The organism is Rubritalea squalenifaciens DSM 18772 (assembly GCF_900141815.1).
Lineage (GTDB): Bacteria > Verrucomicrobiota > Verrucomicrobiia > Verrucomicrobiales > Akkermansiaceae > Rubritalea > Rubritalea squalenifaciens.
The window spans coordinates 461,705-486,258 of record NZ_FQYR01000002.1 but is presented as its reverse complement, the minus strand read 5'-3'; the positions used below and the strand labels follow the sequence as shown (position 1 = coordinate 486,258).

Genomic DNA, 24,554 nt, shown 5'->3' with positions numbered 1-24,554 from the left:
CACATCACAAGCCCGCTGATCCCTCAGTCCAGCAACCTGCGGCCAATTCGCGTCACCTAGCCAGCATTCGTAAGATTCGTACGATTCGTGGTACAAAACGTTCCATCTACCCCGGCGAACCCCAACGGGGTTCCGGCTCCCAGCCCGGGGTTGCGCGCCGTAGGATCGCTACCCCGGGAAACCCACACATAAAAAACACGACCCCAACGGGGTCGCGCAAAAGCTCCATCAAGCAGGATTCAGTCAGCAGTAATCACCAATCAGTAATGCCCCGTAGGGGCCAGGTTCCATCAAGCCAGCAATCTAACCCAATCTGCATAATCTGTGGCTAGAAATGCTTCATCAAGCAAGCCCAATGACTCCTGACCATTGGCTAATGACTAGCCCGCAGGGCTTCCAAAAACTCCCGCGCCTGTACTTCCCTCTCCTCCTCGCTCACTTCATTCATCTCCCATTTCATCTCCAGCAGCCGCATCCGATTCGGCAGGTCGCCCCAGTGATATTGCGGGAAACCCCGCCACTATATAAACGAAAACTGAGCGCAATCTCCCACGCTGACTCCTCATGCGCGCAAGTCCCGTCCCCGACCATCTCGGACACCGCCGTAGCCTCCTCCTCCCGCTGAATCGTTACCCCGCAGAGCCGGTACTCATTCACCAGCATGCCATCCTCCAGGCACACGTACACCCTCCTCTCATAACCCAGGACCACCAGCAACAGCAGTCCACCCACCAGCAGCAGAATCTTGGTCTTCGTCATCTTCAGGCCCCAGCGCTTATGACACCAGCCCCATACGGTGATGAGGACATCGACACACAGCGCCAAGAGACAACTATAGATCACGACAACGACCAGAAGATGGCGCCAGGATGCCAGCCAATCCACCTTACAAGCTCCAGTCTGCTGATTCACACAGATAAAGTGCGTCGGCCCCGTATCGAGACCTATCGCCACCATGCCCACCAGGGCATAAAGCAAGATTCTTACAAAGACATTTATCCTCATCACATCACACACCCAATCCCCCACGAACACGCCGGGAGATCACGATCTCACTAATCGTACCAGAGGACATCTGCCTTAGTCACGAAATACGTTTTCAAAAAATGCATGCAAATCATCCAATCCTCTTTCTGGGCCATCACCAGAGACTGCACATCGGCGATCAGCTTTGGATCCTCATGGCGTTCATTTTCAAATGACACATCGATGAAACGACCATCCACGACTTGCTCATAGATGGCATAATCTCCCGTATCCTCATCATAGTCGTACCAGGAGAGATCATTCTTTTGTAGAACATCTCTCAGGGCATCGATCACTCCATCGAACTCCTCCCCAAATTCATTCGAGAGATAATCATCCGGCTTATTATAGTCCCTTTCATTGAACCATCTCTGATACGTTTCTGTATCACATTCTGTATATTTCATCTCTTACCTATACATCCTATTCTACCAATCTGTCTGCCCATTTCTGACCAATTCGTTCCATCCACCCCCATTCGTGAAATTCGTTCCATTCGTGGCAAAAAACGCTCCATCTAGCAGGGTTTCATCTAGCCAAAAATCTAACCCAATCTGCGTAATCTGTGGCTAAAACTGTTTCATCAAGCAGGACTGTATACTTTCTACTTGATACCGATCACTCCCCGCAGGGGCTCCAATCAGTCATCAGTAATCACCAATCAGTAATGCCCCGCAGGGGCCAGGTTCCATCAAGCAGGCCTTTTTCCTCTATCCTTTTTCCTTATCACTCCCGCAGGGGCTCCTCACTCCTTTTTCCTTCCCACTCCGCATAGAAAAAGCACGAGCGCACCCACCAGCAAAAGCAAGCCTCCAGCTACATACATCCAGGCTGGGCGTCCTTTGTCGGGCTTCATCGCCAGATCCTGGCTGCCGTCAGGATGAGCCCGCCCACTAGCAGGAGCTGCCACACTGTCCGGTCCGAAATCATCCCCCGCCTCCATGTCCACATGCTCAAAGCCCGCAGGCGGCGGGATCGGCCCCCGATACAGCTGCTTCTCCTGATGGCTGCGCAGCTTCCTCCAGGAGAACTCCCACTTCAGCTGCAGTGGCATAGTCTGGCTCCGGTGATACTCCAGCCAACAGCGCGAGATGAAATGCTCTCGACCCCCCTGATAGAAAAGACTGAACACCGCCTCCCTTCCCTCCAGCTCTGCTCCCGAAACGTGCGCACCATGCACCCTGTCCAGATGGTTCTGAAGATCCTCCTCCTTGAAAGTCCCCAGACTCTGGTAACCTAGGGCAAGCTCACGCGCCTCCGCCAAAGTCAGCTGTGACGAGATCAGCTCTATCCTCTCCAGCTTCCCACCGCTGTACACATTCGCATGCAGCAGCTCCACTGGCACCGCGATCTCACGTCCATCCACCACGCCGGCTATCTCCAGCCGCACATGCTTCGCCTCCAGCAGGTTCGTCTCTAACGACGGGGACCGGTAGACCCTCATGCCTGACTCGAACAGGCAGCGATAGTCACCCTCGTCATCCAGCTTCAGAGAATGGCTCTTCCACTCCGCCGACCGGCCTACCTCTGCCCCGCCATATCCACACAGCAGCAGCGACAGCACCAATGTAAACAACAGATCCTTCATGGCAGCTTGATACTTCATTTTACTCACTAGGAATGCTCCATCGGAGCAGCTACCACCTCCCACTCGCTATTCCCTGCCTTCTTATAAATCACCATCCTCTTGCTCTGGGCGTCACCATTCTCAGTCACGACCAAAACATGGGTGGCCTCCCCATCCACAAAAACCGAAATCGTCCGCTTCTGCATTTTAAAGGGGTTCACTTTATCACTCCAATGAATCGATCCATCCGTTATCAGACTCTTATCCGCATAAAACACGCCCATCTCACTCTTCAGAAAGCCAGGATCCACTCCAGCAGCTATCTCTACATCCGTATTATTCGAGATATAGATGACCTTGGCTATGACCGCCATCACAACCACGGCACACACGATCACTATGCATCGTTTCACCTTCACTACATCACAGCACAGAGCATTTCCTCTCTAAAGGCAAGCCACTTCCCCCCCACCTTCTGTCCCCTCCGCCTATTCCGTGGTGCCCCCCGCTCCATCAAGCAGGGCTCCATCTTGCCAGTAATCTAACCCAATCTGAGAAATCTGTGGCTAAACACGTTTCAGCTAGTCAGGTTTCATCAAGCAGGGCTGTATACTTTCTACTTGATACTGATCACTCCCCGCAGGGGCCCCAAGCAGGCCTTTATCCTCTACCCTTTTTCCTGATCACTCCCCGCAGGGACCTCATACAGGCCCAATGACTAGTGACCCTTGACCAATGACGAGGCCACAGGCCTCCTATCAATAATGCCCCACAGGGGCCACCCCGGAGGGGTGACAGAGGGTAGCGCGGCGGTAAGCTTGCCCCGGCAAGCGCCACCCCGGGAACCTCACCCAAAAAACAAAAACCACCCCGGAGGGGTGGAAGAACAGGCTCCATCACGCAGGCCTAAAATCAACAAGCATCAAACTCAATCAGCCCTATTCAACTGCTCTATGAACAGTGCATCTAAGTTATGATCTAGACAAAACATGGGTGATGTATCATGTGGCTTTCTTGCCGATACTATAAAAATTCTCGTCTCAATGTGTCTTTCACTAATGGCTAACCTTCCCTAGTAGCCAAATCACAAACATCCCAATAATCACACTAAGCGGAACACCAATAATACTAGATATAAGCATCGGGAATTCAAGAATGCTTCTAAGCAAGACAATTACTATTGCTGTTAGAATTACAAATCCAAATGCTATTACGGTAGAAGAAACATCCATGATATTCTATTATAAGGTCAAAACATCTCCCCACCATTTTACACCAGCAACATTCACCCTGCTAGACTTAACTTTTTCGCTTTCTCACGATTACCCTCATGTAAAGCGCATACACGGGAAGAGCCACGACCAGCAGCCAGGCCAGCCCCTGCAGCAGCAGGCACCCCAGCGCGAGCCCCATGGAAACCAGGCTGGCGTGATCCACCAGGCCAGCATGCCCACAGGCGATGAACAAGCGATCAGGCACATCCAGCAACAACACCACCACTGCCGCAAACCAGACCACAATCATTGCTCTGCTTCTATACATCGGTCATTCTGATGCAAACGATTCACTTGTTACGAGACGCTCTATGATTTTGTAGGCCAACACGGAGTAGATATCCTCTGGCGGTGTATCATCCCCTGCGTATTGGATCGTCATTGCGAAATAATTGGCTCCATAATCCCTATTAGCATCAGACACCCCCTGATTCACATGCCGAATCAACTCATCCTGATTGATAACGCTCTGGCCATCATTGCGCAGATCAACGGCAGTTTGCACACAGTCTTCCCCATCATCCCCAAACTCCAAGCCAAGTAGATTGTGAGTAGGCCCAGTGATTCTAACCACTCGGTAAGCATTATCTATGAACGTATATCTCATCGTGATGATTGTTTCTGGTTATGCATACACTATTAAAAGACAGGCAACGCGGACCTCCTAAAGCATCCACACCACCCTACCGCTTAGGTTGGACCGCTCTACGCTTGATGAAAAATTTCACCACATCGAGAGCCACCAACAACAGCAAGAGCGATAACAGACAGTAGTATTCGAAATTATACGCCAGCATCACAAGCATGGAATCCGACGACATCCACGGATGCAGACTCACCACCCCAATGACCAAAACGGTATACACAAACTTGTTCATACGCTGCAGTCACCAGTCATAGCCACCTAAGCCAGCAATGCACAGACAAAACCAGGGCGACAGGCAGACTTCTCTACCCTTTATCCTGATCACTCCCCGCAGGGACCTCATTCAGGCCCAATGACTAGTGACCCTTGGCCGATGACGAGGCCACAGGCCTCCTATCAATAATGCCCCGCAGGGGCCACCCCGGAGGGGTGACAGAGGGTAGCGCGGCGGTAAGCTTGCCCCGGCAAGCGCCACCCCGGGAACCTCCCCACCAAAAAAAACAACCACCCCGGAGGGGTGGCAGAACAGGTTTCATCCGATCAGGTCTGTAATCCATACCATCGCCTTGAAAGGCTCCTTCCACATTTTCATTTCGTTAGAGCGATTACCTCACTCTACACAAACCCGCTACATAGCATTCCATGTTTCATAGTATATCATTCTGGTTAGAGATTCATCCTTTGGGGCACGCATGGCGGAAGCACAGCAAGACGACTACCCTGATGATCAACGGCATCTATAGCTAAAAACATCCAGTTTTGAAACATCTCATTTCGAGGAAAGCTTACACTCCCAGCTTCGCAGGCAACTACATGACTTCCACACCGAAGACCACCTAACAAACAATAAATGAAATATCTACTCTACTGATGAATTTCAAAACTAGTCAGTAATAGGATAAAACCGAAGCTCCATAGTTTTTTCGTCAACATTGTAGCTGTAATGTGCTTGTGCGCATAGAATATCCAGCACGTAGCCAAGGTCCAAATTCTTCACCACTAAGGTCAATTTTGTATCAGAGTGTCCAGTGACTACAAATTTAAGTTTAAGTCTGCTGTCAAAGCCCCCAATTTGATCATTGTACATTCTCTCCAGGGGCTTTACGGCATCAACTAAACTGACATCGACAGCCGAATAGCTGTCAACAGGGAGGGTCTTGAGATGAATATCTCTGATAGCAGCTGCGCGTTGACCTTCAGCTGTGGGTTGAGCTTCAGCACCCTCAGCCTTCTTTTCATGACTAGCAGACTCTTCACAACAGGAAGTTTCCTCTACTGAAGAATCACCTTGCTTGCAGGATGCACAGATCAAGACAAGCGCAAACCCGCTACATAGCATTCCATGTTTCATAGTATATCATTCTGGTTAGAGATTTATCCATTGGGGCACGACTGATGGAAGCACAGCAACACGATTACCCTGATGATCAACCGCATCTATACCGAATAACGTCTAGTTTTGAAACATCTCATTTCGAGGGCGGCTTTCATGGGAGCCTGTCCCCGGGGTGGCTCCTGCCTGCTATGGTTGTAGCTTGGTAGCCTTCTTCTCGAGGAAGGATACTTCTACTTTTATCCTACACCTATGTAGACTGATTTTCTCAAGATAAGTTTCTACCCTGTATTCCCTATTACTTATCCCATCATCATAGGACACATCCCCTAGACGCAGTTTGTATCCGTCTACCCTATTTAACTGATCCCAGGTCTCTTTATCAAAATCAGTTAACGTCATGTGTTGGAAGTTACCACCATCTCCCCATTTATATAACCAAGACGTAGCAGCTTCCCGCTGGCACTCCATTTCAAACTCCGCATACCCATCAGAGATCTCTTTACAAATCAATGGAACTTCAGGTGGAAGCCCTATGATTGAGCGAAACCTCCACTCCTGCTTACCTTCCTCGGAGTCCGAGGAAGAGCATGACACCATGCACACACAACAAAATAAGATCCTGATCATTTTCATCACCTTCAGCCTTTTAACCAACAATAAAAGAACAGTCGATTCCCAAGCAAAAGACAAGCTACATCCTGATGGCACACAAGCTACACTGCTTGGCCGCGCCTGTTCATTTGCTGAAGTGATCTCTAATCAGAGAAAATGCTTTCTCGTAAGAACTACGTAGTTTCTTAGACCGCTCAAGTCGGTCGGCTTCAGTTAAACCATCATTTACGAAAGGATTTGGATTCAGGTAATCATTAGATTCAATGTACTCTATATCACGAAGTATATCAGTTTTCAAAGATAGAGGTATCAAATGCACAACATCGTCAATATTCACTCTATTTTCCAGGACAGCACTAACTAATTCCCACGAAAACTCCTGATCTATAATAACTCCCTGATCCAGAAGGCTACGCATTCTCTCAACATCATCTATGGTCATCATTTTAATAAATAGCTAAATACTTCATCACCTCTTGATGGCACACAAGGTACATTGCATGGCCGCGCCTGTGCATTCATGGGCAGCCTTCGTGCCACCATTTCAACTCGGGATTTGATAAGATTTTTTGGGTACAGTCGTGAATGATTTCCGCTTGAAGCTGGGTATATGAATGCTCTTCCTTGGACAGCTTATAGTGACCTCCAAGATAATAGGAAAAAAGCTCACTGACTCCAGAGACTCTGCCTGCATCAATTTCTGCATAGAGTTTTAGCATATAGGCCGGCATGAAATATTTGACCGTTTCCACATCACTAACTTGAAACATATAAGTCCCTTTTTCTAAATCGTTATAATCCAGATCTAACCACGTCTCCCATTTCTCATCGTAATCATCAAAAGCGTCATGGCCCCAATGATCAGCAATCAAACCATCTTTGATTCGATATTCTGGTCTGGGAAGAAGTGGAAAGGCCTCTATTAGCTTTACGGTTTCGAGCTTCACAACAATTCAGAAATCACGATTAAAAGGACAAACAATTCCCGACGACAAGACAAGCTGCATCCTCAGTCATTCTTCTATCCTCACCTCTTCTATTCCTTCCAGCACCTCTAACACATGAGACGTGAATACAGATTCCGCCCCATATAGGTTCCGAATTAGTATGCCTAGTCGAGGTCTTCAAAAAAGCCCGACCTCCACTCCATTTTAGCCTCAAACAGCACATTATCCTGTAAATGTTTCAAAATGGCCTGTGGGAAACCATACGCTCCGTCGACATTCTCGAGATACGCAGTGACTGCCAGTTTTAACCTTTCATCATCGTCAATATGGATGGGGTCTAGATCATCATAAACTTTGATAGGTCTGGCTGATTCAGCATGGTCTATGATATATTGATCTGCGAAATATGTTCTTGTGCAAAACTTCCCTGGGAACAGTTTTTCAAGAGATTTATTAGGTCCACTCAAAGTCACAGTAACCCTAATCTGCCCGTTATGGATGTCTAAGAACTCTGAGACCTGGGCATCCAAATTATGATCGATACTAAATCGCGGACGAATAATCATTTCCCTTTTTTGTTATAGAATTTCTTCAAACTACGGAAGAGCAAAGAAGGCTGACGCTGGTCACAGGGCGCTTACAATGATACTTTATTCTTGCTCTTGCCGCCATCACCGCCGTCATGCGAAAGCTCCTCACCCACCTGAACTCCCAGATCCGGAGGCATCTCGATGCCTCCGAAACAGAAAACAACCTAACAAGAAATAAATACAGTTGCTGTCCTTATATTGCGTTAAAGCCCAGATACATATTTGAGGAACTTCATCGGCACGATTAAGGACTCTGACATGGATGAGTTTACCGTTTGAGCGGGAGATACCGTAACACTACGAAGACCTTCCGAATCACTAGGTAGTCTATTCAATAGAGTTTCAGAAGCTTGTATAATTTTTTTAATCTCCTCAGTTTTACATATACTCGCAAGTTCTCGGTACCATTCTGCCCAAGAGGTGCAACCTTCAGCCATTAAATACGCTAAACTAACCAACTCGGCATCTGTATAAATAACTCCGTGATAATTACAAACGCGTCTAAATTTTCGTATATCCATGACTACCACATTGCTTCTGTCTCACAAATTCTGCATAACATTTAACCCCTAGTCTGACGCCTTAGGCTGTTCCTTGGACTTCAGCTGCTCGAAATTGATGATCTCATTAATGTCATCAATCGCATCTAAAGCACTCACTCGGACCTGACTGTTCGGACTGTCCCCGAACTTTTCAATATACGGCATTGTAGCAGGATTCGCCCACATACCCAAGAGCTCATTAGCGACTACTACTTCATCATCAGTCATGGTATCAAATCGACGACAGATTCTCATCAAATCTAGACCAGATATAAGTTCATAATGATTTCCACACCCATACTTTAGCGTATCCAGAGACTCCACCCTAATTTTACAATTCACATGGTGTAACGCCATGTCTAGTAAGTGCTCTGCTAATGATTTCAAATTTCCATGCTCACCGTGCATATCAAAGCGAAACCCCATACCATTGACCCACTCCGACGCGTAGTCGTAATCCGACTCTAAACTTGGCAAGTCTTTCTTAATACCCATAAATAAGTGATAGCAGGACAAACAATTTCTGAGGAAAAGACAAGCAACATCTCTATTTACGCTGTTAGCCTACTCCTTCCACCACCCCTCCGGGGTGGCTTGTGTGGGGGGATCCTGTTCCCGGGGTGGCGCTTGCACTGGCAAGCTTACCGCCGCGCTACTTTCCATCACCCCTCCGGGCTGTAGTTCATGCACTCCCAGCTCCAGAGGCAACTCCATGCCTCCGAAACAGAAAATATTCTAACAGCACATGAATATAGTTGCTGTCTTTTTATAACGGAGAAGCCATCTTTTGTTCATTTTGTTGATCTCTCAGGCTTTGGCGTGTTAGCAGCCATTCTAAAATCACCGTTCGCAGACAAGACCACAATACCTCCGCCAGACGTCACCACCATGACATCTCCGCTTTTTAGCTGGCCAGAGCTGCGCGGCGCTCCGGGCAACGCTCGCCATCGTTCCGCTCGCCACTTCCCGTCCACAAACTTCAGTTCATAGATGATCCCGTCGTTAAGCGTGAGATGCGAGAGACCGGTCACGGCGATATAACGCTCTCCCAATTTGTAGATGCCGTCTATATTCTCTTCCAGGATCTTGTAGTGTTCGGAGTCATCACCTTTGAACACTAGCTCACCACCCCATTCGCCGCGATCCGATCCTAACAGCCACCCTTTGGGAACACGAATTCCCACATCTGGCGTCACGGATATCTTCCGTCGGTGCTCAACCATGTTCCCTTCATTCACGGCGATGATGACGTCGTCTCCCTGCTCCGCCTTCTGCTCCTCCTCATCAGAGGCTCCGTAGCTCACAATCTCGCTCGGATAAGTCAGTTTCCCGATCAGTTCGGGATGCGCTTCTTGCCGGGCGCTGAGGCTGGAGGGATCTACGACTGCCGGTATGTGGTAGTCTGCAGGCAACTCGATGCCCATATACTCATAGTCATAATACTCAAAAGGGAAATTCTCCTTGTGATGCTTGAGCTCGTAATTGGAGTTGGATTCGATCTTGCTGACGGCAGTTTTCGCAGTGTTGCGCACAGCTGGATGCCAGTGTTTCTTCGCCGCATCATTGAGCGCCTTCAGAGCATCTTTAGATTTGAGGCGGCCAAGTGTTTCTGCGGCTACCCAGTTCAAACGGACATCGGATGGCTCGTTCACCAGCTCGACGAGTCTCGCGTCGGCACCATGATAGCCGATGAAGCCAATCGTACGCGCTGCACCCAGTCGGAGCTCCCAGTCCGAATGATCCAATAGCTCCGCGACCTGGGTGCCGGCACTCTCGGCAGCGGGTCCCACTTCAGCAATGTCCCGAAGCAGTAGCAAATCGGGCTTACTTTTGAGCTGGTCCGCGAGTATGACGCCTGTTTTCTTCGAACGAATACCGACCAAGGCCGACTCAGCCTCACTCCTGAAGTCCTGCTGGTTCTCCCAAATCGTTAGGATTCTGTCTTCGACCACCAGAGCCGGGGGACCCAGGTTGCCGATCATCGTTAAAACCGCTCGTTTCGTTTGAATCTTGGTATTCCGGTCTTCCACTAGCTTCATTAGCTGCTGTGCCGCAGCTTTGCCGTCTTTTTCAGGAAAGTTCCTCAGGGCAGCGCCCAGAAGGTAGGCATCGCTGCTACTTAGTCCGCTATCTGAGCGAATGGTCTCAACGATGCTCGGTAGGAATTCTGCGCCATACCAGCTGAAGCCATTTTGATACTGATTACCCGGCGACGTACGATCACTCAAGTAACGGCTAAGGTATTCGACTCTGGCCTTCTTTGTCCGTATCTTTGCCAGGACATTCGGAAGCCCGGAATGGTCGTTGTCGAGCCCGTGTAGTATCGCTGGCAGAAACTTCGCATCTATGGAGTCGACACCTCTAGCAATCTCCTCGATCGCCTCTGCAGCGACAACGGTGACTGCCCTCTTGTCGTGCTTCAGCAATTCTGCCAAGTGCGGTAGCGCATCGGGGCCAATTTCGGAGATCTCCTTGATCAGCGCCTTCTCTTTCTCGGAGAGATCATAGTATTTCTTTGCGCTGGCTACTTCATGAATACGAGCGATCGACTCTTTGAGCGAGGCTGGCTCGTCCGCATGGGTGGCGCCGGTTGCAGTAAGAAGGACAAAAATAACGATCAGAGGACTCTTGGAGAAGCTCATTGCATGATGGGTAGAGGCTGCTTATTCATTTTCTTAGCCTAACGTCCTAGCACACCAGCCGCCTGACGGCAACCACGCATTGACTGTGGGTTGAGGTTCTCATCATGGGAAGATTCGACTCGCGGCGAGTCATCAGCCGGGCGCCGCATCTTGTTAGACTTGTCGTTTTTGGTAGCCTTCATCGCGTTTAGCAGCCACGGTTACCTCCATCATAATCTCTTGGAGCTATGCCATGTCGAGCTTGTTTGCGATCCATATGATCGCTGCTAAAATAGCCAACACTGCGACTGATAGAAAGCCCAGCCCAACGGTGAATTGCAGAGCCAGCACGAGTGAGCCTACAGCAAAAATGCTTATCGGTAGTTTTCTGTTGTGGTTGATCCAGCTGACGACGACGCCAGCCAACCAAGCTCCTAATGCGATATAGAACATAGATGGGAATAGTTTCAGCCTAACGGTCAAGTAATGGCGCACCCACTAGCGGGAGCCAAGGCTGATCGATTTATTAGGGTTGAAATCAGGTGTGAGCATAAAAAGCAAAGGGGCTAGTGGGTGTTATCATGCACGTCTTGTTAGCCTGCTTGCTTCCATGGGCAATCAATCGGCGTTCAGAAGGCAGGCATCGTAAAGATCCCAACAGAATCAAGCCAGGAAAACTCCAGTAACGCTTGCTGCTCATCCGGGAAAAGACTGATTATCCTCATATGGGTGTTGTTCCCCAAAGAGTGGGAATGATTCATGTGTTTGCGCCCGCCGGTGGAGGAGAAGAAAGTCGATCCGTATGGAGGCCTGGCTAAGTGAACTCCCAGCTCGGTCACTTTAGTCAGTTTGCGGCCCTTAAACATTTCACCGCGACTCAGCCGAACTTCTTGCGTCTCGTACTGGTATCCACAGGAACTGAGTGCGACCGTACACAAGAGAAGAATGGGTAAACGCATGCGTTTCAAGATCATGGTATTTTCTAAGGCAAACGTCAAAGCCATCCCTACACCTGACCGGGCGCGGACTTCGACTCCTGGGTTGATGGTTGAATGGTCATGGCAGATGGAACTGGAGGCGGGTCAGGCATTAGGAGGGTCGGCTTGTTAGGCCCCGTTTCGGTAGAAATCACGCTCGCAGGGGGGAAGATCATCAAAATCCTTCCATGGATGCGCCATCAGTGCCTTTTGATCCACGCGAATCACGGCCTGCCAGATCTCGATCAATTCTGAATCCGAAATATCGCGGAGATACATCGTCTCCGGCAACTCGGACGGCTCGCCCTCCAGAAGATCCATATTGTCGAATGTGATCAAACCGCTGACTTGCGCAGTTACTGACCAGTGCTCGTTCGAGACCGAAACTTGGGTGTGTTCATCGTCTGGCGTCTCGAATTGCTCAGTCCGGAGTTCGGCAAGCAACTTGCGGGTCACCCATTCGTTGTTTGGATCGTCAGTCGACTCAGAGTGTCCGTATCGTGTAAGGATCTCAGGCATGATTTCTTGGCATAACGTCGCAGTCCACACATCCGCTACCGGAGGTGCACTTTGACTTCGGGGTTGAGGTTGATATTCATCTGAAAAAGTTCAACGCGCGGCGGGTCATCAGTTAGGTGCCGCGCCTTGTTGGCTCAGTTCATGTCTACAGTTCTATAATACCCTTACCTAGAAGCACTATGCCGATACAAAAGGCAATACCTGAAATGAACCATCTATTCGAAATTGAATAGTGCTCTTCTGATTCTCCGTCAGGTGATACCATTACCACTACAGCATCTCCGATCTTAGGGTGAGTGTTACCGCCATATTTAGACGTGAATTGCCGATCACCTTTTTCAGATGAGTAAGTAATGACAGGGTGGTATGAAGTTTTGTTTCGCCTTGTCTGCTTGATGACATCGACGACTCTACCTGGTAACCGCTTCCAGTGTCTGCGCTTCCACCATGAGGCTTCATGACAAACAGCAACTATCAGCGCTAGCGCCCCAATGATGATAGGTGGATTCATGATTTTTTAGCGAACGTTGAAGCGCACCCGCCGCTGCCTGTTCAGGCAGCTCCGAAGCAAGTGCTTACTCACAAAATACAAAGTCGTGTCTAAATCTCAAGCGCGGGAAGCGGTTATCCTGCCGCGGCTTGTTAGGCAAGGTCCATCTACTCTACGTGGACGGAGGAGGGTAGGAATCAGATAGCGTACGAGATAATTCTTTAAAATCAACGAGCTCATTAGACCTGATCACCATTTTTTCGCCATGCCTGGAGATGATAGTCCCCTTGCATGGGCGTTTTGTGAAAGCCATGCACTCTTCTTTATACGAGACAACATCGGCTAAGTAAATCACCTGTGGGGTCTTAGATGGGAGAACAGGGTCTAATTTTATGGTTTCCTCAGAAAGTGTCACTTCATAGGCGCCACTCCATGTAGAAGCAAAAATCACAATGAATATAATGAGGTAGAAAGTATCCTCGAATCTACCAGATAAATAAAAAAGCATACACAGACCTAGGAGCGTGGCCGCAAGTAGCAGTTTCCAATTATATTTGTATATGCGTGTCATTTTATTCAGCCGAGCGTTTGAGTGGTGGCACCTGCTACCGGGAGCGCCGCGCCGATTCAGGGTCTAGGATTTTCATCAGGGTTCAATCTCCGACTCGCGGCTGGTAGCGGGTTGCCCAGCACCGGCTTGTTCTGCTCCTGCTTTTTGATAGAGGACGACTTTATTGGGCAGTGTGAAGGTGTGCTCCAAGACAGCAAATATAGTAAACCCTGATCCTTTGAGGTAGCCTTCCATGCGTGGGACATCTTCTATTGCACACAGGTAGTATCCATAGTCATCCTTGTTTAGATTGCATGAATTGAAGAGATGCCAAGTCTGAGTAAACCACTTCCCAAGCTCCTCTTCGCTCCATCGACCGTCTCGCCAGTTGACGTCATAGAAACGGTCTACAAACCGAACTTCGGTGAACTTGGCAGGCTTTACTAGCAGGTCTTGTGATATTATCGCTGATGGGAGATGGGATCCAATCTCCTGCCAGTAAAAATATGATCCTACGTGAACCTCACCATCGTAAAACTTGACGATACGCTGCTGTAAAATAAGCCCCTTCCGTACTCCCAACTTTGCGGGGTGTTCCGATTCGTAATCGATACGATAGGCAAACTGATCACTCTCACCATCAACTCTCGATGCAGTTGCTTTCAGTTTGGTTGGCTCCAGCCCAAGAGCGCTTGTACACAGAGCGAGGAGAAGCATGGTAGCGATTTTCATTTCTTAGCATAACGTCATAGCGCACTCACCCCTGACCGGGCGGCGTGCTTTGACTGTGGGTTGTAGGTTGAATGGTCATGTCGGCTAGAACTCGCGGCGGGCAGATGTTAGGATCGCCGCCTTGTCAGTTTTCTATTATAATTAGCTTTTGGCCGCACTTGTGGCGAAGTCCAGTGAATACGTTCCTGTCGTAATCTTTAAATGCTTTGCCACAAAACGTGCATTTGATCCACCCTGCGGAGTTGCGGCGAACTTCCTTCGCGGTATTACCCTTCGTGAAGTAAGGTTCTGGAGTGCCGCCAACAACGAATCCCTTTCCATTGCACTCTGCGCATTCCATAAGAGACCATACGGAACCTCCCCCTGAGGAGACATCCTGCTTACCGTATCCTTTGCATACGGGGCAATCAGGAAGAACCAATGGGTTGTGGTCATTCGCTGCGTTGAAGTGATCCGGGTTCCCGAGCTTCACTTGGTTCTTGGGGAGTAGCTTCTTCATTGGGCTGATTCTTAGGCTAACGTCGAAGTCCTCTCACACCTTCTCGATATCGAGGCTTCGACTGTGGGTTGAGGTGGATATTCATCTGAAAAAATGTCGACACTGGACGAGTAGCGAGTTGGTGTGCTCTGCCTTGTTCGCCGTTGTCATGCTTTAGTAGCCAGCGGTGTAGAACACTGATACTGCGGTGCCATCCTTAAAATCAATGTAAGCACTTGCCAACCACGGGTAGTGCCAACGCATTATGCCGTTGTTCATCGGCGTCCTGCTCTTCGGTTGGCCGTATGTCGCCAAGACCTCTTGCACCTTCATTCCTTTGGCGTTCTGGAACCAATGCAAATCATCTGAGTTAGGCAATGGCTTCCTGAACCGCTGCTCGTGTGATGCTTGCTGTGGATATACAGGCTCTGAGCGTGGTGATGCCGCTTGGGGGGGGGCTGGTTCTGCAGTGCACGCGCATTGCACTAGTAGGCATGCTGTGATCGCTATGTGAAGTGTGTTCATTTTTGGGCGAACGTCATAGCGCACTACCCCCTGACCGAGGGGCGAGCGTAGACTGTGGGTTGAGGTTTATATTCTTCTGAAAAAGTTCGACTCGGAGCGGGTCAGGAGTTGGGGGCCGCTTCTTGTTATGCAACGCTACTTCTTGTTAAGCGGCACTAGAACATTATTAGGTTTAACTTCTACAGATCTCATCTTCACACCATTGTACGAATAGCTCCAACGACCGGATTCAGAGTGAAAATAAATCTGCTGAGCATTCATAAAATCCTTTTTCCGACCTTCGGGATATCTCACAAACCTATCGTGACCTTCTTTGTATCGCTGAAATGGTCCGAATATGATGTCTTTATGCCACGATGCTTTCAGATAAATTCCATCCTCCTTTTTGATCGCAACGTAATAGACTGTTTTACTCTTCTCCGTATGGGTTGCATCCTCAGCAGGAGACATTCCAATGGATAGCAGCAAAAAAAGAAGGTAGGAAGCGAGGCGCATTTTCTTTAGCATACGTCATAGCGCACTCACCCCTGACGGGGCGGCGTGCTTTGACTGTGGGTTGAGATTGATATTCATCTGAAATATTTCGACTCGCGGCGGGTCAGTGGTTGGGTGCCGCGCCTTGTTCGCCTTTGATTTGTGTTGGGATCGTATCGCCGAGCGTAGCGTCTACTTTTCTCATTCCGATCCATCCTTGTGGATTGAACGCGGCAAAAACCGCGCCAAGAAATTTGAAGCCACGCACTTTACTAAAGACCTCGAATGCAATTGGTTCGTGATCGGCCACGAATTCTTCAGGCGGTGAAGAACACCAATCGATCTTTGCCTGAATCGTATGCTTCCCGGGATCAACGTGATACGATCTCGATTCCCCACCTTTGATCGTTCCGATCTCGGCTCCATCGAGAATTAGCTTATAGGCCCTGAGCGAGTCAGCATATCCCGAGTCGCGTTGGATAATCAGATCAGGCATTTTCTTGAGGCGAACGTCATAAGCCACCCACTAAATAGGGCGAGCGTAGACTGTGGGTTGAGATTGATGTTCATCTGAAAGATTTCGACTCGCGGCGGGTCAGTGGGTTAGGTTCCGAGCCTTGTTAGAATCAGCCTATTCTTTGCTGACAATCTTCTTCGCAGCAATAAATTCAGAGAGTCGGAGGCCTGTCGAACGGAACCATTCAGGATCACGTCCAACATCGTAATAATGGAGATACACCTCAGGGTCGTCCTTCGTCGGATCCACTATATATCGTCCACCGAATGGATCATAAGCTATTTGAATATACTTCTCAAGATCTTCGAAAAAATCAACAGATTCCTTATTAATCGGCTCATATGCGGCGACATGCAAGCCCTCTGGTATCTTGATCTTTTTAGAGACGATTTCAAAACTTGTCATCAAAATCTTCTTAGGATCTTTGTAGAGCTTCTTAAGCATCGCAGAAGATGGCTTCTTAAAATGATCTTCGACGGGTTTCCAATCAGCTGCTAGAAGAGCTTTAGCTTCCTTGCTGTCTTCAGCAAAAAATTCGACAGCTGAAATATTCATAGGAAAAATAGAAATGAGTGTGATTAATAGACGTTTGATGTTCATGTTATGTGGCTAACGTCGACGTCCTCTCACACCTTCTCGATATCGAGGCTTCGACTGTGGGTTAAGGTTTCTAATCACGGGGAAAATTCGACTCGGCGCGGGTCAGGGCTTGGGGGCCGCGTCTTGTTCTGCTTGTTTTGGTCTCTGTGTATTACTTTTCCGATACTTTTCAAGTTGCTCAGCAGTGAACACAGGCATTTCAATGCGAGATTCTGTGATAACTATGCCCTCAGGGATATCCAGGTCTTCGTTTGATTGGGTATCTATAGGTATCCCATAGTTAATGAACCCATCAAATTCCACAAGTTCTGGTTCGGGATCATTAGAGGAAAGATTGGTAGCGCTTTCGATTGGGTCAGATTCCTTTTTCGCCTTGATGTCCACATCTCTTGATTTCTGTTGCTCACACGACACGAGTAGAAAGGAGCAAAAGAACAGCAGGAAACCACATATAGACTTTGAAACAGGGCTCATATTTTTTGCATAACAGTATTAGATCACTTACCCGTTATTGATAGACACTCACAGTTATCGGCGGATTTGAAGTGATCGTTTTCGTGATATTTCTTCTGCAGGGTAAGGGATTGCGCGACATGGTGTCGAGTGTGGAATGGTTATTCAGATTTCGACTCGCGACGGATCAGGGCTTGGGTGCCGCGCCCTGTTCTCCCAGTTTTTGTTTTCGTCGGTCTTCCAGTTCGAGAAACTCATATCGAAGCAGATCGAAGAAACTACCGTCATAGGGTTCGAAAGTGTCTTCTTCGTGAAACCACCGCTGAATGTGCCCGCTCTTATCGAAACAGTAGACGTCCGCATCTCCAATGACCTTAAGAAACGGGATTACTCGATGACCCATCTCTTTGAATTCATCTGCTGCAGGGCGCATCTGCATCCATTCCGGTGCTTCAGAGCTGTAGGCATGGACGAACACGCCATAGAGGAAACTCCAGAACGGCCCGACATCACCTGCCTTGTGCCGAGGCCAGAACTCCTCTCGAACCTCTAGGTAGAGGCCGCCCCATGAATTCGACGCGTGTGCGAGATACTCACTCGGCAATTTCACGCCATACCCAGAAGCAAACTCCTTGAGCTCTTTCTTAGACGGGGCTGAATCCCCAGCCGCGACGAGGCAGTATTGCTCCCGATCCCAGATAAGGTTAATAATCTCCTCAGTCTGATCTTTGGTGACGAACATTTTTCAAGCAGAACGTCATAGCGCACTACCCCCTGACCAGGGAGCGGGCTTCGACCGTGGGTTGAGGTTGATATTCATCTGAACAAATTCGATTCGCGGCGGGTCAGGGGGTGGGTGCCACGCCTTATTCGCCTTGGTCAATCTGCCGAATGCTAACAATACGACCATCCTGCTCAGAGAGCGAGATTGTGTGACTAACGTTCACTGCAGTTCCATCCGAGGGTTCGTGAATGATAAGTTCCCATTTCAAAGGAAGACTCCAGCGAAAAACTGACCCATCAAATGAACTCCCCTCAGTTCTTGGAGGGTCTATTCTTACTAGCTCTAAAGACCCCAATCCACCCTCAAGAACATCGTCTAAATAATCCTTCTCGACCTTCATCCACCAGTCATCAACACCTTCTTTGTGGACTCGCTTCATCATCACTGAAACATCGCTCTGTTGAAACATCTTCCGAACATCGTTCAACAGAGCCACTTCTTCGGGTGTCGCATCTGCGGGGACGACATCTTCGCGGCTTGCGAGGCTGGCTGATTCGGTCTGACTCTCTTTACAGCCCACGAGAATAGTGCTCAATATTATGGTGGTGAGTAGGCGTCTCATTTTTAGGCGAACAGTATGAGATCACTTACCCGTCTTTGATAGGCACTCGCAGGGACCGGCGGATATGAGGTGATCGTTTTGGTTAAATTACCTATGCAGGGTAAGGGATTGCGCAAGATGGTGTCGAGTGTGGAATGCTCATTCAGATTTCGACTCGGATCGGGTAGCGGGTTGTCCAGCGCCCTGTCCGCTCTACTTGGGTTGCTGGCCATCCGCGAATTGGATATCGGTGAAAATCATGAAGGTGAAGCCGTCGTTAGCTGGTGAGCGATATGCCCCCTTTGCTTTAAGGATCTTTGCTGCGATAGCGGTCATCTCCCAGCCATCTACTTCCTCCGCAGGCCACTTTTCGTTAGTCAGCTTTTCAAGTCCGTGTGTACGCCCGAAATCGCGAACCGTCACCATATCCTTCGACAATTGGTCTAAAACCGTGGGGTTCGCCCACGACCAAAGCCACGTATTCGACTTTGTAGAAATGGATCCAACGAACTGGATGTCGGCGACAACTTTTGGAACTCCCGCATCCGACCAAACGAGCTGCATCTTCTCTTGATTCCAATCATAGCGTTCGTAGGCACCTAAATCGAACCGCTCTTGGGCTTCAGTCTGCTTGGCCTGCAAATACTCGTAGGACTCTTTCGACAGTTCATCAAAGTCGATGACTCTAACTGCCTCGACCTCTTCTTTGGAGTCGCAAGCCGATAAGGCAACAACGAGAGTCATAGCTAGAAATGCGCGGATCATTTTCTTGTAGTACATCAAGGGTGGGCCACAGGCTAACAGCAGCGCCCCTTCGACTTCAAGGTTAAGGTTCTAGTTGTCATCGCGCTTCCGACTCGGGGCGGGTAGCTTGTTGGCAGCACCCGCTTGTTCTCCCTTGGTGATATCAAGATGTGAGATGTCCTCCAGTCCTACCTCATCAAGGGGAAGACTAGCCAATCTCGAAATGTAATCGTCTGCACCTGAGTCCCTGCCGCTTGTCTTCCACAACTTGAGAACGGTCGCGGCAGCCTCCTTCCGCGCATCGTGGGAATACTGCTGAAGCTCCCACATCATTGCCAATGTTTGTGTCTGCGATAGTGCGCTGTGATAGATGTAGTGCGGTGAGTACCGGACGCCTGGCGAAAACGTGTTCACCCGCTGCCAATCACCCGCCCGTGACTTCAGGTCAGTGACTCCCAGTGCCTCGCTGATTGGGGTGTGATAGATCTCGGTGCGTACGGGAATCCAGTAAAGCATACGGGTATATCGTACTCTGCCAGTATCCAAATCGATCTCCTCATGGCGGCAATTAACCGGGCTCCACGTGGGAGCTAAAAACGGAGCTGCCACTAGAATGATCACGAGAATCAGAGTGACCCGGAACCACCGGCGTTTGGTCAGGGGGAGTATCATAGCTTCGGAGCACGTCAGAGCATGGCCGCGCCTACGGCGTTACCGTCTGGTTCTGTGTTTTGTTAAAAGTCGAATGTGGAAGATATAATACCATTGAGGCCTTTCGACGGTTCATCCTTCCAATCTTTCTCTTCAATGAGTGACTCCTTGAAATTCTCAAAGCTGTCCCACTCGTAGGTTACTTCACGGTGGTCATTCAATTCAACTACCTTTCCTTCTTTAGTTATCGCAATAAGATCATGCCAGTCGCCGTAGAAGGGGATCATAGAATCTTCCACATCCCATTCCTCCCTTAAGTCTAAGGATTCCATGATCTGATCAAGTACCCAAAATGGGTGGTAGAGACATTCTTTTGAATCACCTTTTAGTATTCCAGCGTAGAGGCTACCCCGGTCTGAGATTTCTTTTAAGTAGGGTAAAATATGGTCTGGTATTTTCATTCTTTCACAAAACGTTAGAGCGATGGCACGGCGGTGTCGAGCATCCAGATCGAAGCGAACTAGCGGCGTTGCCCGCCGTTGTCACCCACGACTTGTTAGGCCCATTGAAATTTAGTCTCTCCATTGCGAAAGTCGGTGATCGTCCAGAAGGATTTTGTAAGGTTGCAGAAAGTCGTGAATACACTGCCAATGGGGTTTATACCACGTGATCAGTCGTTCAGTTTCGATCTTCGTATCCAAAGCTGCTAGACGGTCGAGGTAAAGATTCTTCTCGGCGCAGAAATAGTAGAAGTGACGATGAACATTCACTTCGGCAATGTAAGACGGAATGTTGTGGAGGTGGTCGATCTCTGATTCCAAGTATAGGAAATTCTCGGGTAATGAGTATCTTCGAAGATTTTCCATCCCGATGCGCAGAATTTCCAAGTAGGCTTGTCGGAGGATTTCGGGATTTATTTCGTCGGCATCCATTTTCTTCACATAACGTCATAGCGCACCAACCTCTGACCTGAGGGCGAGCGAAGACTGTGGGTTGAGGTGGATATTCATCTGAAAGATTTCGACTCGCGGCGGGTCAGGCGGTTGGGTGCTGCGGCTTGTTCGCTTGGTTGTTTTGGTGCTTTGGGTGGTCTCGAAGAATCCTCATATGAGCCTCCTGCTTCCTGGCGCCCCATTCTGGATTGAGATTCGCTAGAAGCCGCTCTTGGTAGGGAAACCAGATCTCACGCCCGTCTCGGGACTCGTTTCGATGCTTCAGCTCGTAGTCTGTCGCCATCCCCTGAGTGAATCCCTCGAACAACCAGTAAAGGATCTCGTCGGCATCCCTAGTGCGCCGTCTCTCGAACTCGGAACCACGCTCTGTGACGACAAAATGGAATTCGTCGCCTACCAGCTCGATGTGCGGAGTCCCATCGTGTTGAGGGGTAGTGCTGAAGCCACCGCTAGTGTCCTTCATGCCAAGTCGAGTGGCCAATTCGTGAAAACGCCTCTCTATTCCCTCGACTGTCGATATTGCGGCCATTTTTTGAAGCGAACGTTTGAAGTGTGGCACGGCGGTGACTAGGCGTCCAGAGCGAAGCGAACTAACGTCGTTGTCCGCCGTTGCCACCACTAACTTGTTCTCTCCGTTTTTGTTTCGGTGTGGATGAGTGAATGCGGAACTATTCGAATCATTACAGCAGTCCTTCAATCGTGGTGGTTCCAATCTGCTTCACTCCTGAATTCCGAATCCTGCGCAACATAGTGCGTGTCATCTCCGACGGATACCTTTGAAAGTATGCGAGCAGCTTCTCTTCGTATCCTCCAACGGCTTCCATACCGTGCAATGCTGACCAGAATACTCCGGCTCCATCATCGTCAGGAAACCGTTCGAACAAGTTGAAAATCGCATCGTAATACTCGCTCGGATCTGCAGAAGAGAATGCTTCTTCGAAATACCCCTCCAAAGGGAGGAACGAGCCGTCAACCGGGCTGAATTCTCTGATCTGCTCGTCGAGTGCGGATTTCATTTCTTGAAAGAACGTCGAAGGCCTGGCACCCGCTACCGGGGGCGAGGCTTCGACTGTGGGTTGAGGTTGATATTCATCTGAAAAAATCGACGCGCGGCGGGTCAGGGCTTGGGAGCGCCGTCTTGTTCTGCTTTTTTAAGTTTAAGTATCCTCTTTTCTTCAGAATTAATTGTAAATTCAAGGATCCCTCCTTTCAAGGTATAGCGATAATGCTCAGAATATCTCCAACCTCGCTTATTATCGCGCCCATAAATAGTGATAAAATTCCTACTTACTGCATACTCCCCCCTTAAGATTCGATCTTCACGTTGTTCTCTGACACCTTCTTGTTGATGCTTCATTACCACAGTGCCATCCCTGAAAAATTCTATCCGAAGTGATAGGGGATTCTTGATAACTTCTCCTGTATCTTGATCTCGAGATTCAAACAGTTCCCAAACGCCTATAATTTGTGAAACTCTATTCACTATGGAATCTATATTAGATTTCCCCTCAGAAACTTCAGAGTAAGCGCTTAATGGCAAAAATAAGGATACACTAGATATAATAATGGCTAGTTTCATTTTTTGCAGAACGTCATAGCGCACCAACCTCTGACCAGGGGACGAGGCTTCGACTGTGGGTTAAGGTTGATATTCATCTGAAAGATTTCGACTCACGGCGGGTCAGGGCTTGGGTGCGGCGCCTTGTTCGCCTTGTTTTGTTTTTGTTCGACGCTTCTCGATCACGTCAACAGTGAAGCCTCCTTGCTTGCTCCCGTCAGAAGACAGAATTACCCAGTCTGAAATATCCGATGGCAGTGGGGCAATCACATCTCCTTTCTTATGTTTCTTGATAGCCACGGGATCTACCGAAAGAATACCCAATAGTCCTGGATCGTTCCATTTGACTGGCTCTAGCCAGACGTGCTCCGTCTCACCATCTTCTTCCAGAATGACTTTGAGTAAATAGCGTTTGCTTTTGTCACGTTTCTGGAGGGATTGGACGAAGGTCATCAGTGATTTACGAGCCTTCTCTTGCGCAGCTAGCATCTCTTTGTCTTCACCGTCGACACCGGTGACATCTTCTCTATCAGGATGTTTCTCCAGTTTCTCTTGGGCGTATGAGAATTCCGGAAGAACAACTGCGACAACTATTAGTGTTAGTATTGCGTGTTTCATTTCTAGCATAACAGCATTAGATCACTTACTCGTTTTTGATAGGCACTCGCAGGGACCGGCGGATTTGAGGCGATCGTTTAGGTAACATTCTTTTGCAGGGTAAGGGAGTCTACAACACGGTGTCGAGTGTGGAATGCTCGTTACTTGAGTTAGTATTCTGATCATCCGTGAAGCCGCAATAACCTTGAAAGAACAGACAACTTTCCGTGGATGAGACAAGCTACATCTTCACTCCCTCTGTTAGCCCATTCCTTCCACCACCCTCCAGGGTGTTTTCAGGATACACGAAACGCACCGCGCAAACTCCACGAATCACTAAACAGGGCTAGCGAGCGCGTTTCTGATGGTGGTTAGCCACTCCCTGGCCTCTTCTTGATGATCGAATGTTCTCCATGCTCGATCGTCGATGAGCTCCAGTGGCAATGTATCCTTGCTGAGCATATCGTCCAGCTCATCCAGGGATTTCTGGACTTCCTCGGCTGGGGTGACCTCCCTGTAGCGTTTGACCACCACCTCATCAGTCTCAAAGCCCATCAAATCAGCATCGGGAAACCACGCTGCAATAAAGTCCATTAAATGGGGATACTCCATCATACATCATAAAAGAACAGACAACTTTCCGGGATAAGACAAGCTACAGTTGCTGTCTCAATCATTATACATCCCTTCATCTCCCTCATCGGCGACAGCTTAGACGCCTCTAAATATAGAATTATACTTTCCACATTCACATTTAGATCTTTTAAGCTGCTGATTTTCGTCACGTTCGATAACTATAGGCTGGTTACAAACATCACACCTAACAAGATCTCTACCTTTGAAAGAATTTTCAATAGCTTGCATCAGTAATTTTCTATCTGGTGACTCATTCATAGAACGTTTCTTCATAGTTTCAGTTTTATGGTAAAGGATCTAGCCAAATTAGCTTGCTAACATCAGACCATCTAGCTCCTGCTGCTCTGAGTAAAAGAATGAGTATATAAAGTCCTATGAAGGAGGATGCCTCTTATGACACCCGTTGTGCGAATGTCAGCGTTTGCACGCAGCATGACAGTCCCCTTAGGGTGTGGAGTGTGGGGCGAAGCATCAATTGGATAGTTCGCCTATTTTTCCAGCCAACCATTGACCCTCTAAATACTCGATGAGATTATGCCTTCTCTCTTCCTGAACAACTTTTTCATTATCTAGACGTTGCAACTTGTCTGCTTCATGAACAGTGATCCCCGATG

General features: G+C 48.7%; 33 protein-coding genes. All 33 read right to left on the bottom strand.

Annotated elements, in window-relative coordinates; genetic code table 11:
* Positions 1-456: 456 nt before the first annotated feature.
* On the bottom strand, positions 457-978 hold the full coding sequence (locus BUB27_RS02330) for a hypothetical protein (RefSeq protein WP_143157933.1): 522 nt from the start codon (positions 976-978) through the stop codon (positions 457-459).
* Between the two features lie 77 nt (positions 979-1,055).
* Positions 1,056-1,433: a hypothetical protein gene (locus BUB27_RS02325; protein ID WP_143157932.1), complete on the bottom strand. Its 378-nt coding sequence runs from the start codon at positions 1,431-1,433 to the stop codon at positions 1,056-1,058.
* Between the two features lie 338 nt (positions 1,434-1,771).
* Positions 1,772-2,632, bottom strand: coding sequence for a hypothetical protein (locus tag BUB27_RS02320; RefSeq protein WP_159434747.1), 861 nt, complete (start codon positions 2,630-2,632; stop codon positions 1,772-1,774).
* An 8-nt stretch (positions 2,633-2,640) separates the two neighbouring features.
* Positions 2,641-3,006 (bottom strand): hypothetical protein, encoded by a 366-nt coding sequence (locus BUB27_RS02315; protein WP_143157930.1) that lies wholly within the window; start codon positions 3,004-3,006, stop codon positions 2,641-2,643.
* Between the two features lie 886 nt (positions 3,007-3,892).
* Positions 3,893-4,135, bottom strand: a complete 243-nt coding sequence (locus tag BUB27_RS02310) for a hypothetical protein (RefSeq protein WP_143157929.1) — start codon at positions 4,133-4,135, stop codon at positions 3,893-3,895.
* A 1,261-nt stretch (positions 4,136-5,396) separates the two neighbouring features.
* A complete protein-coding gene (locus BUB27_RS02305) occupies positions 5,397-5,864 on the bottom strand; it encodes a hypothetical protein (RefSeq protein WP_143157928.1) in 468 nt (155 codons plus the stop codon).
* A 171-nt stretch (positions 5,865-6,035) separates the two neighbouring features.
* Positions 6,036-6,482, bottom strand: a complete 447-nt coding sequence (locus tag BUB27_RS02300) for a hypothetical protein (RefSeq protein WP_143157927.1) — start codon at positions 6,480-6,482, stop codon at positions 6,036-6,038.
* A gap of 497 nt (positions 6,483-6,979) precedes the next feature.
* Positions 6,980-7,408: a hypothetical protein gene (locus BUB27_RS02295; RefSeq protein ID WP_143157926.1), complete on the bottom strand. Its 429-nt coding sequence runs from the start codon at positions 7,406-7,408 to the stop codon at positions 6,980-6,982.
* Between the two features lie 164 nt (positions 7,409-7,572).
* Positions 7,573-7,974, bottom strand: a complete 402-nt coding sequence (locus tag BUB27_RS02290; protein ID WP_159434746.1) for a hypothetical protein — start codon at positions 7,972-7,974, stop codon at positions 7,573-7,575.
* Between the two features lie 593 nt (positions 7,975-8,567).
* On the bottom strand, positions 8,568-9,035 hold the full coding sequence (locus BUB27_RS02285) for a hypothetical protein (protein ID WP_143157924.1): 468 nt from the start codon (positions 9,033-9,035) through the stop codon (positions 8,568-8,570).
* A 296-nt stretch (positions 9,036-9,331) separates the two neighbouring features.
* The gene (locus tag BUB27_RS02280; protein ID WP_143157923.1) at positions 9,332-11,182 is read right to left on the bottom strand and encodes a HEAT repeat domain-containing protein; all 1,851 of its coding nucleotides are present in this window, start codon (positions 11,180-11,182) and stop codon (positions 9,332-9,334) included.
* Between the two features lie 38 nt (positions 11,183-11,220).
* Complete coding sequence (locus tag BUB27_RS18830) at positions 11,221-11,364, bottom strand: hypothetical protein (RefSeq protein ID WP_159434745.1); 144 nt, start codon at positions 11,362-11,364, stop codon at positions 11,221-11,223.
* A gap of 43 nt (positions 11,365-11,407) precedes the next feature.
* Positions 11,408-11,614, bottom strand: coding sequence for a hypothetical protein (locus tag BUB27_RS02275; protein WP_143157922.1), 207 nt, complete (start codon positions 11,612-11,614; stop codon positions 11,408-11,410).
* A 653-nt stretch (positions 11,615-12,267) separates the two neighbouring features.
* The gene (locus tag BUB27_RS02270) at positions 12,268-12,657 is read right to left on the bottom strand and encodes a hypothetical protein (protein ID WP_143157921.1); all 390 of its coding nucleotides are present in this window, start codon (positions 12,655-12,657) and stop codon (positions 12,268-12,270) included.
* 145 nt (positions 12,658-12,802) lie between these two features.
* Positions 12,803-13,168 (bottom strand): DUF3592 domain-containing protein, encoded by a 366-nt coding sequence (locus tag BUB27_RS02265; RefSeq protein WP_143157920.1) that lies wholly within the window; start codon positions 13,166-13,168, stop codon positions 12,803-12,805.
* Positions 13,169-13,793: 625 nt separating this feature from the next.
* Positions 13,794-14,429 carry a hypothetical protein gene (locus BUB27_RS02260; protein ID WP_143157919.1) on the bottom strand — a complete coding sequence of 212 codons (636 nt, stop codon included), beginning with the start codon at positions 14,427-14,429 and terminating at the stop codon, positions 13,794-13,796.
* A gap of 124 nt (positions 14,430-14,553) precedes the next feature.
* The gene (locus BUB27_RS02255) at positions 14,554-14,928 is read right to left on the bottom strand and encodes a hypothetical protein (RefSeq protein WP_143157918.1); all 375 of its coding nucleotides are present in this window, start codon (positions 14,926-14,928) and stop codon (positions 14,554-14,556) included.
* Positions 14,929-15,081: 153 nt separating this feature from the next.
* A complete protein-coding gene (locus BUB27_RS02250; protein ID WP_143157917.1) occupies positions 15,082-15,285 on the bottom strand; it encodes a hypothetical protein in 204 nt (67 codons plus the stop codon).
* 745 nt (positions 15,286-16,030) lie between these two features.
* Positions 16,031-16,402: a hypothetical protein gene (locus tag BUB27_RS02245; protein WP_143157916.1), complete on the bottom strand. Its 372-nt coding sequence runs from the start codon at positions 16,400-16,402 to the stop codon at positions 16,031-16,033.
* Between the two features lie 135 nt (positions 16,403-16,537).
* Complete coding sequence (locus BUB27_RS02240) at positions 16,538-17,023, bottom strand: hypothetical protein (RefSeq protein ID WP_143157915.1); 486 nt, start codon at positions 17,021-17,023, stop codon at positions 16,538-16,540.
* A 102-nt stretch (positions 17,024-17,125) separates the two neighbouring features.
* Complete coding sequence (locus BUB27_RS02235) at positions 17,126-17,497, bottom strand: hypothetical protein (protein ID WP_143157914.1); 372 nt, start codon at positions 17,495-17,497, stop codon at positions 17,126-17,128.
* A gap of 166 nt (positions 17,498-17,663) precedes the next feature.
* The gene (locus BUB27_RS02230) at positions 17,664-18,218 is read right to left on the bottom strand and encodes an SMI1/KNR4 family protein (RefSeq protein WP_143157913.1); all 555 of its coding nucleotides are present in this window, start codon (positions 18,216-18,218) and stop codon (positions 17,664-17,666) included.
* A 124-nt stretch (positions 18,219-18,342) separates the two neighbouring features.
* Entirely contained in the window at positions 18,343-18,822 is a 480-nt protein-coding gene (locus BUB27_RS02225; RefSeq protein WP_143157912.1) for a hypothetical protein, read from the bottom strand.
* Between the two features lie 192 nt (positions 18,823-19,014).
* On the bottom strand, positions 19,015-19,581 hold the full coding sequence (locus BUB27_RS02220; protein ID WP_200797042.1) for a DUF6882 domain-containing protein: 567 nt from the start codon (positions 19,579-19,581) through the stop codon (positions 19,015-19,017).
* A gap of 54 nt (positions 19,582-19,635) precedes the next feature.
* Entirely contained in the window at positions 19,636-20,217 is a 582-nt protein-coding gene (locus tag BUB27_RS02215) for a hypothetical protein (protein ID WP_143157911.1), read from the bottom strand.
* A gap of 62 nt (positions 20,218-20,279) precedes the next feature.
* A complete protein-coding gene (locus BUB27_RS02210) occupies positions 20,280-20,657 on the bottom strand; it encodes a cell wall assembly protein (protein WP_143157910.1) in 378 nt (125 codons plus the stop codon).
* A 111-nt stretch (positions 20,658-20,768) separates the two neighbouring features.
* Positions 20,769-21,128 carry a hypothetical protein gene (locus tag BUB27_RS02205; protein ID WP_143157909.1) on the bottom strand — a complete coding sequence of 120 codons (360 nt, stop codon included), beginning with the start codon at positions 21,126-21,128 and terminating at the stop codon, positions 20,769-20,771.
* Positions 21,129-21,231: 103 nt separating this feature from the next.
* The gene (locus tag BUB27_RS02200; RefSeq protein WP_159434744.1) at positions 21,232-21,612 is read right to left on the bottom strand and encodes an Imm63 family immunity protein; all 381 of its coding nucleotides are present in this window, start codon (positions 21,610-21,612) and stop codon (positions 21,232-21,234) included.
* Positions 21,613-21,829: 217 nt separating this feature from the next.
* A complete protein-coding gene (locus BUB27_RS02195) occupies positions 21,830-22,165 on the bottom strand; it encodes a hypothetical protein (RefSeq protein ID WP_143157907.1) in 336 nt (111 codons plus the stop codon).
* Between the two features lie 101 nt (positions 22,166-22,266).
* Complete coding sequence (locus tag BUB27_RS02190; RefSeq protein WP_143157906.1) at positions 22,267-22,728, bottom strand: hypothetical protein; 462 nt, start codon at positions 22,726-22,728, stop codon at positions 22,267-22,269.
* 102 nt (positions 22,729-22,830) lie between these two features.
* On the bottom strand, positions 22,831-23,325 hold the full coding sequence (locus BUB27_RS02185) for a DUF2314 domain-containing protein (protein ID WP_159434743.1): 495 nt from the start codon (positions 23,323-23,325) through the stop codon (positions 22,831-22,833).
* 315 nt (positions 23,326-23,640) lie between these two features.
* Positions 23,641-23,916: a contact-dependent growth inhibition system immunity protein gene (locus BUB27_RS02180; protein ID WP_268793964.1), complete on the bottom strand. Its 276-nt coding sequence runs from the start codon at positions 23,914-23,916 to the stop codon at positions 23,641-23,643.
* Between the two features lie 99 nt (positions 23,917-24,015).
* Positions 24,016-24,213 carry a hypothetical protein gene (locus BUB27_RS02175; protein WP_143157903.1) on the bottom strand — a complete coding sequence of 66 codons (198 nt, stop codon included), beginning with the start codon at positions 24,211-24,213 and terminating at the stop codon, positions 24,016-24,018.
* Positions 24,214-24,554: the final 341 nt, after the last annotated feature.

Bases quoted from the DNA above. Each gene is read 5' to 3' on its own strand.
- BUB27_RS02325 (WP_143157932.1), bottom strand. From the start codon at position 1,433: ATGAAATATACAGAATGTGATACAGAAACGTATCAGAGATGGTTCAAT.
- BUB27_RS02320 (WP_159434747.1), bottom strand. From the start codon at position 2,632: ATGAAGTATCAAGCTGCCATGAAGGATCTGTTGTTTACATTGGTGCTG.
- BUB27_RS02310 (WP_143157929.1), bottom strand. From the start codon at position 4,135: ATGTATAGAAGCAGAGCAATGATTGTGGTCTGGTTTGCGGCAGTGGTG.
- BUB27_RS02305 (WP_143157928.1), bottom strand. From the start codon at position 5,864: ATGAAACATGGAATGCTATGTAGCGGGTTTGCGCTTGTCTTGATCTGT.
- BUB27_RS02300 (WP_143157927.1), bottom strand. From the start codon at position 6,482: ATGAAAATGATCAGGATCTTATTTTGTTGTGTGTGCATGGTGTCATGC.
- BUB27_RS02290 (WP_159434746.1), bottom strand. From the start codon at position 7,974: ATGATTATTCGTCCGCGATTTAGTATCGATCATAATTTGGATGCCCAG.
- BUB27_RS02285 (WP_143157924.1), bottom strand. From the start codon at position 9,035: ATGGGTATTAAGAAAGACTTGCCAAGTTTAGAGTCGGATTACGACTAC.
- BUB27_RS02280 (WP_143157923.1), bottom strand. From the start codon at position 11,182: ATGAGCTTCTCCAAGAGTCCTCTGATCGTTATTTTTGTCCTTCTTACT.
- BUB27_RS18830 (WP_159434745.1), bottom strand. From the start codon at position 11,364: ATGAAGGCTACCAAAAACGACAAGTCTAACAAGATGCGGCGCCCGGCT.
- BUB27_RS02275 (WP_143157922.1), bottom strand. From the start codon at position 11,614: ATGTTCTATATCGCATTAGGAGCTTGGTTGGCTGGCGTCGTCGTCAGC.
- BUB27_RS02270 (WP_143157921.1), bottom strand. From the start codon at position 12,657: ATGCCTGAGATCCTTACACGATACGGACACTCTGAGTCGACTGACGAT.
- BUB27_RS02265 (WP_143157920.1), bottom strand. From the start codon at position 13,168: ATGAATCCACCTATCATCATTGGGGCGCTAGCGCTGATAGTTGCTGTT.
- BUB27_RS02260 (WP_143157919.1), bottom strand. From the start codon at position 14,429: ATGAAAATCGCTACCATGCTTCTCCTCGCTCTGTGTACAAGCGCTCTT.
- BUB27_RS02255 (WP_143157918.1), bottom strand. From the start codon at position 14,928: ATGAAGAAGCTACTCCCCAAGAACCAAGTGAAGCTCGGGAACCCGGAT.
- BUB27_RS02245 (WP_143157916.1), bottom strand. From the start codon at position 16,402: ATGCCTGATCTGATTATCCAACGCGACTCGGGATATGCTGACTCGCTC.
- BUB27_RS02240 (WP_143157915.1), bottom strand. From the start codon at position 17,023: ATGAACATCAAACGTCTATTAATCACACTCATTTCTATTTTTCCTATG.
- BUB27_RS02235 (WP_143157914.1), bottom strand. From the start codon at position 17,497: ATGAGCCCTGTTTCAAAGTCTATATGTGGTTTCCTGCTGTTCTTTTGC.
- BUB27_RS02230 (WP_143157913.1), bottom strand. From the start codon at position 18,218: ATGTTCGTCACCAAAGATCAGACTGAGGAGATTATTAACCTTATCTGG.
- BUB27_RS02225 (WP_143157912.1), bottom strand. From the start codon at position 18,822: ATGAGACGCCTACTCACCACCATAATATTGAGCACTATTCTCGTGGGC.
- BUB27_RS02220 (WP_200797042.1), bottom strand. From the start codon at position 19,581: ATGTACTACAAGAAAATGATCCGCGCATTTCTAGCTATGACTCTCGTT.
- BUB27_RS02215 (WP_143157911.1), bottom strand. From the start codon at position 20,217: ATGATACTCCCCCTGACCAAACGCCGGTGGTTCCGGGTCACTCTGATT.
- BUB27_RS02210 (WP_143157910.1), bottom strand. From the start codon at position 20,657: ATGAAAATACCAGACCATATTTTACCCTACTTAAAAGAAATCTCAGAC.
- BUB27_RS02205 (WP_143157909.1), bottom strand. From the start codon at position 21,128: ATGGATGCCGACGAAATAAATCCCGAAATCCTCCGACAAGCCTACTTG.
- BUB27_RS02200 (WP_159434744.1), bottom strand. From the start codon at position 21,612: ATGAAGGACACTAGCGGTGGCTTCAGCACTACCCCTCAACACGATGGG.
- BUB27_RS02195 (WP_143157907.1), bottom strand. From the start codon at position 22,165: ATGAAATCCGCACTCGACGAGCAGATCAGAGAATTCAGCCCGGTTGAC.
- BUB27_RS02190 (WP_143157906.1), bottom strand. From the start codon at position 22,728: ATGAAACTAGCCATTATTATATCTAGTGTATCCTTATTTTTGCCATTA.
- BUB27_RS02185 (WP_159434743.1), bottom strand. From the start codon at position 23,325: ATGAAACACGCAATACTAACACTAATAGTTGTCGCAGTTGTTCTTCCG.
- BUB27_RS02180 (WP_268793964.1), bottom strand. From the start codon at position 23,916: ATGGAGTATCCCCATTTAATGGACTTTATTGCAGCGTGGTTTCCCGAT.
- BUB27_RS02175 (WP_143157903.1), bottom strand. From the start codon at position 24,213: ATGAAGAAACGTTCTATGAATGAGTCACCAGATAGAAAATTACTGATG.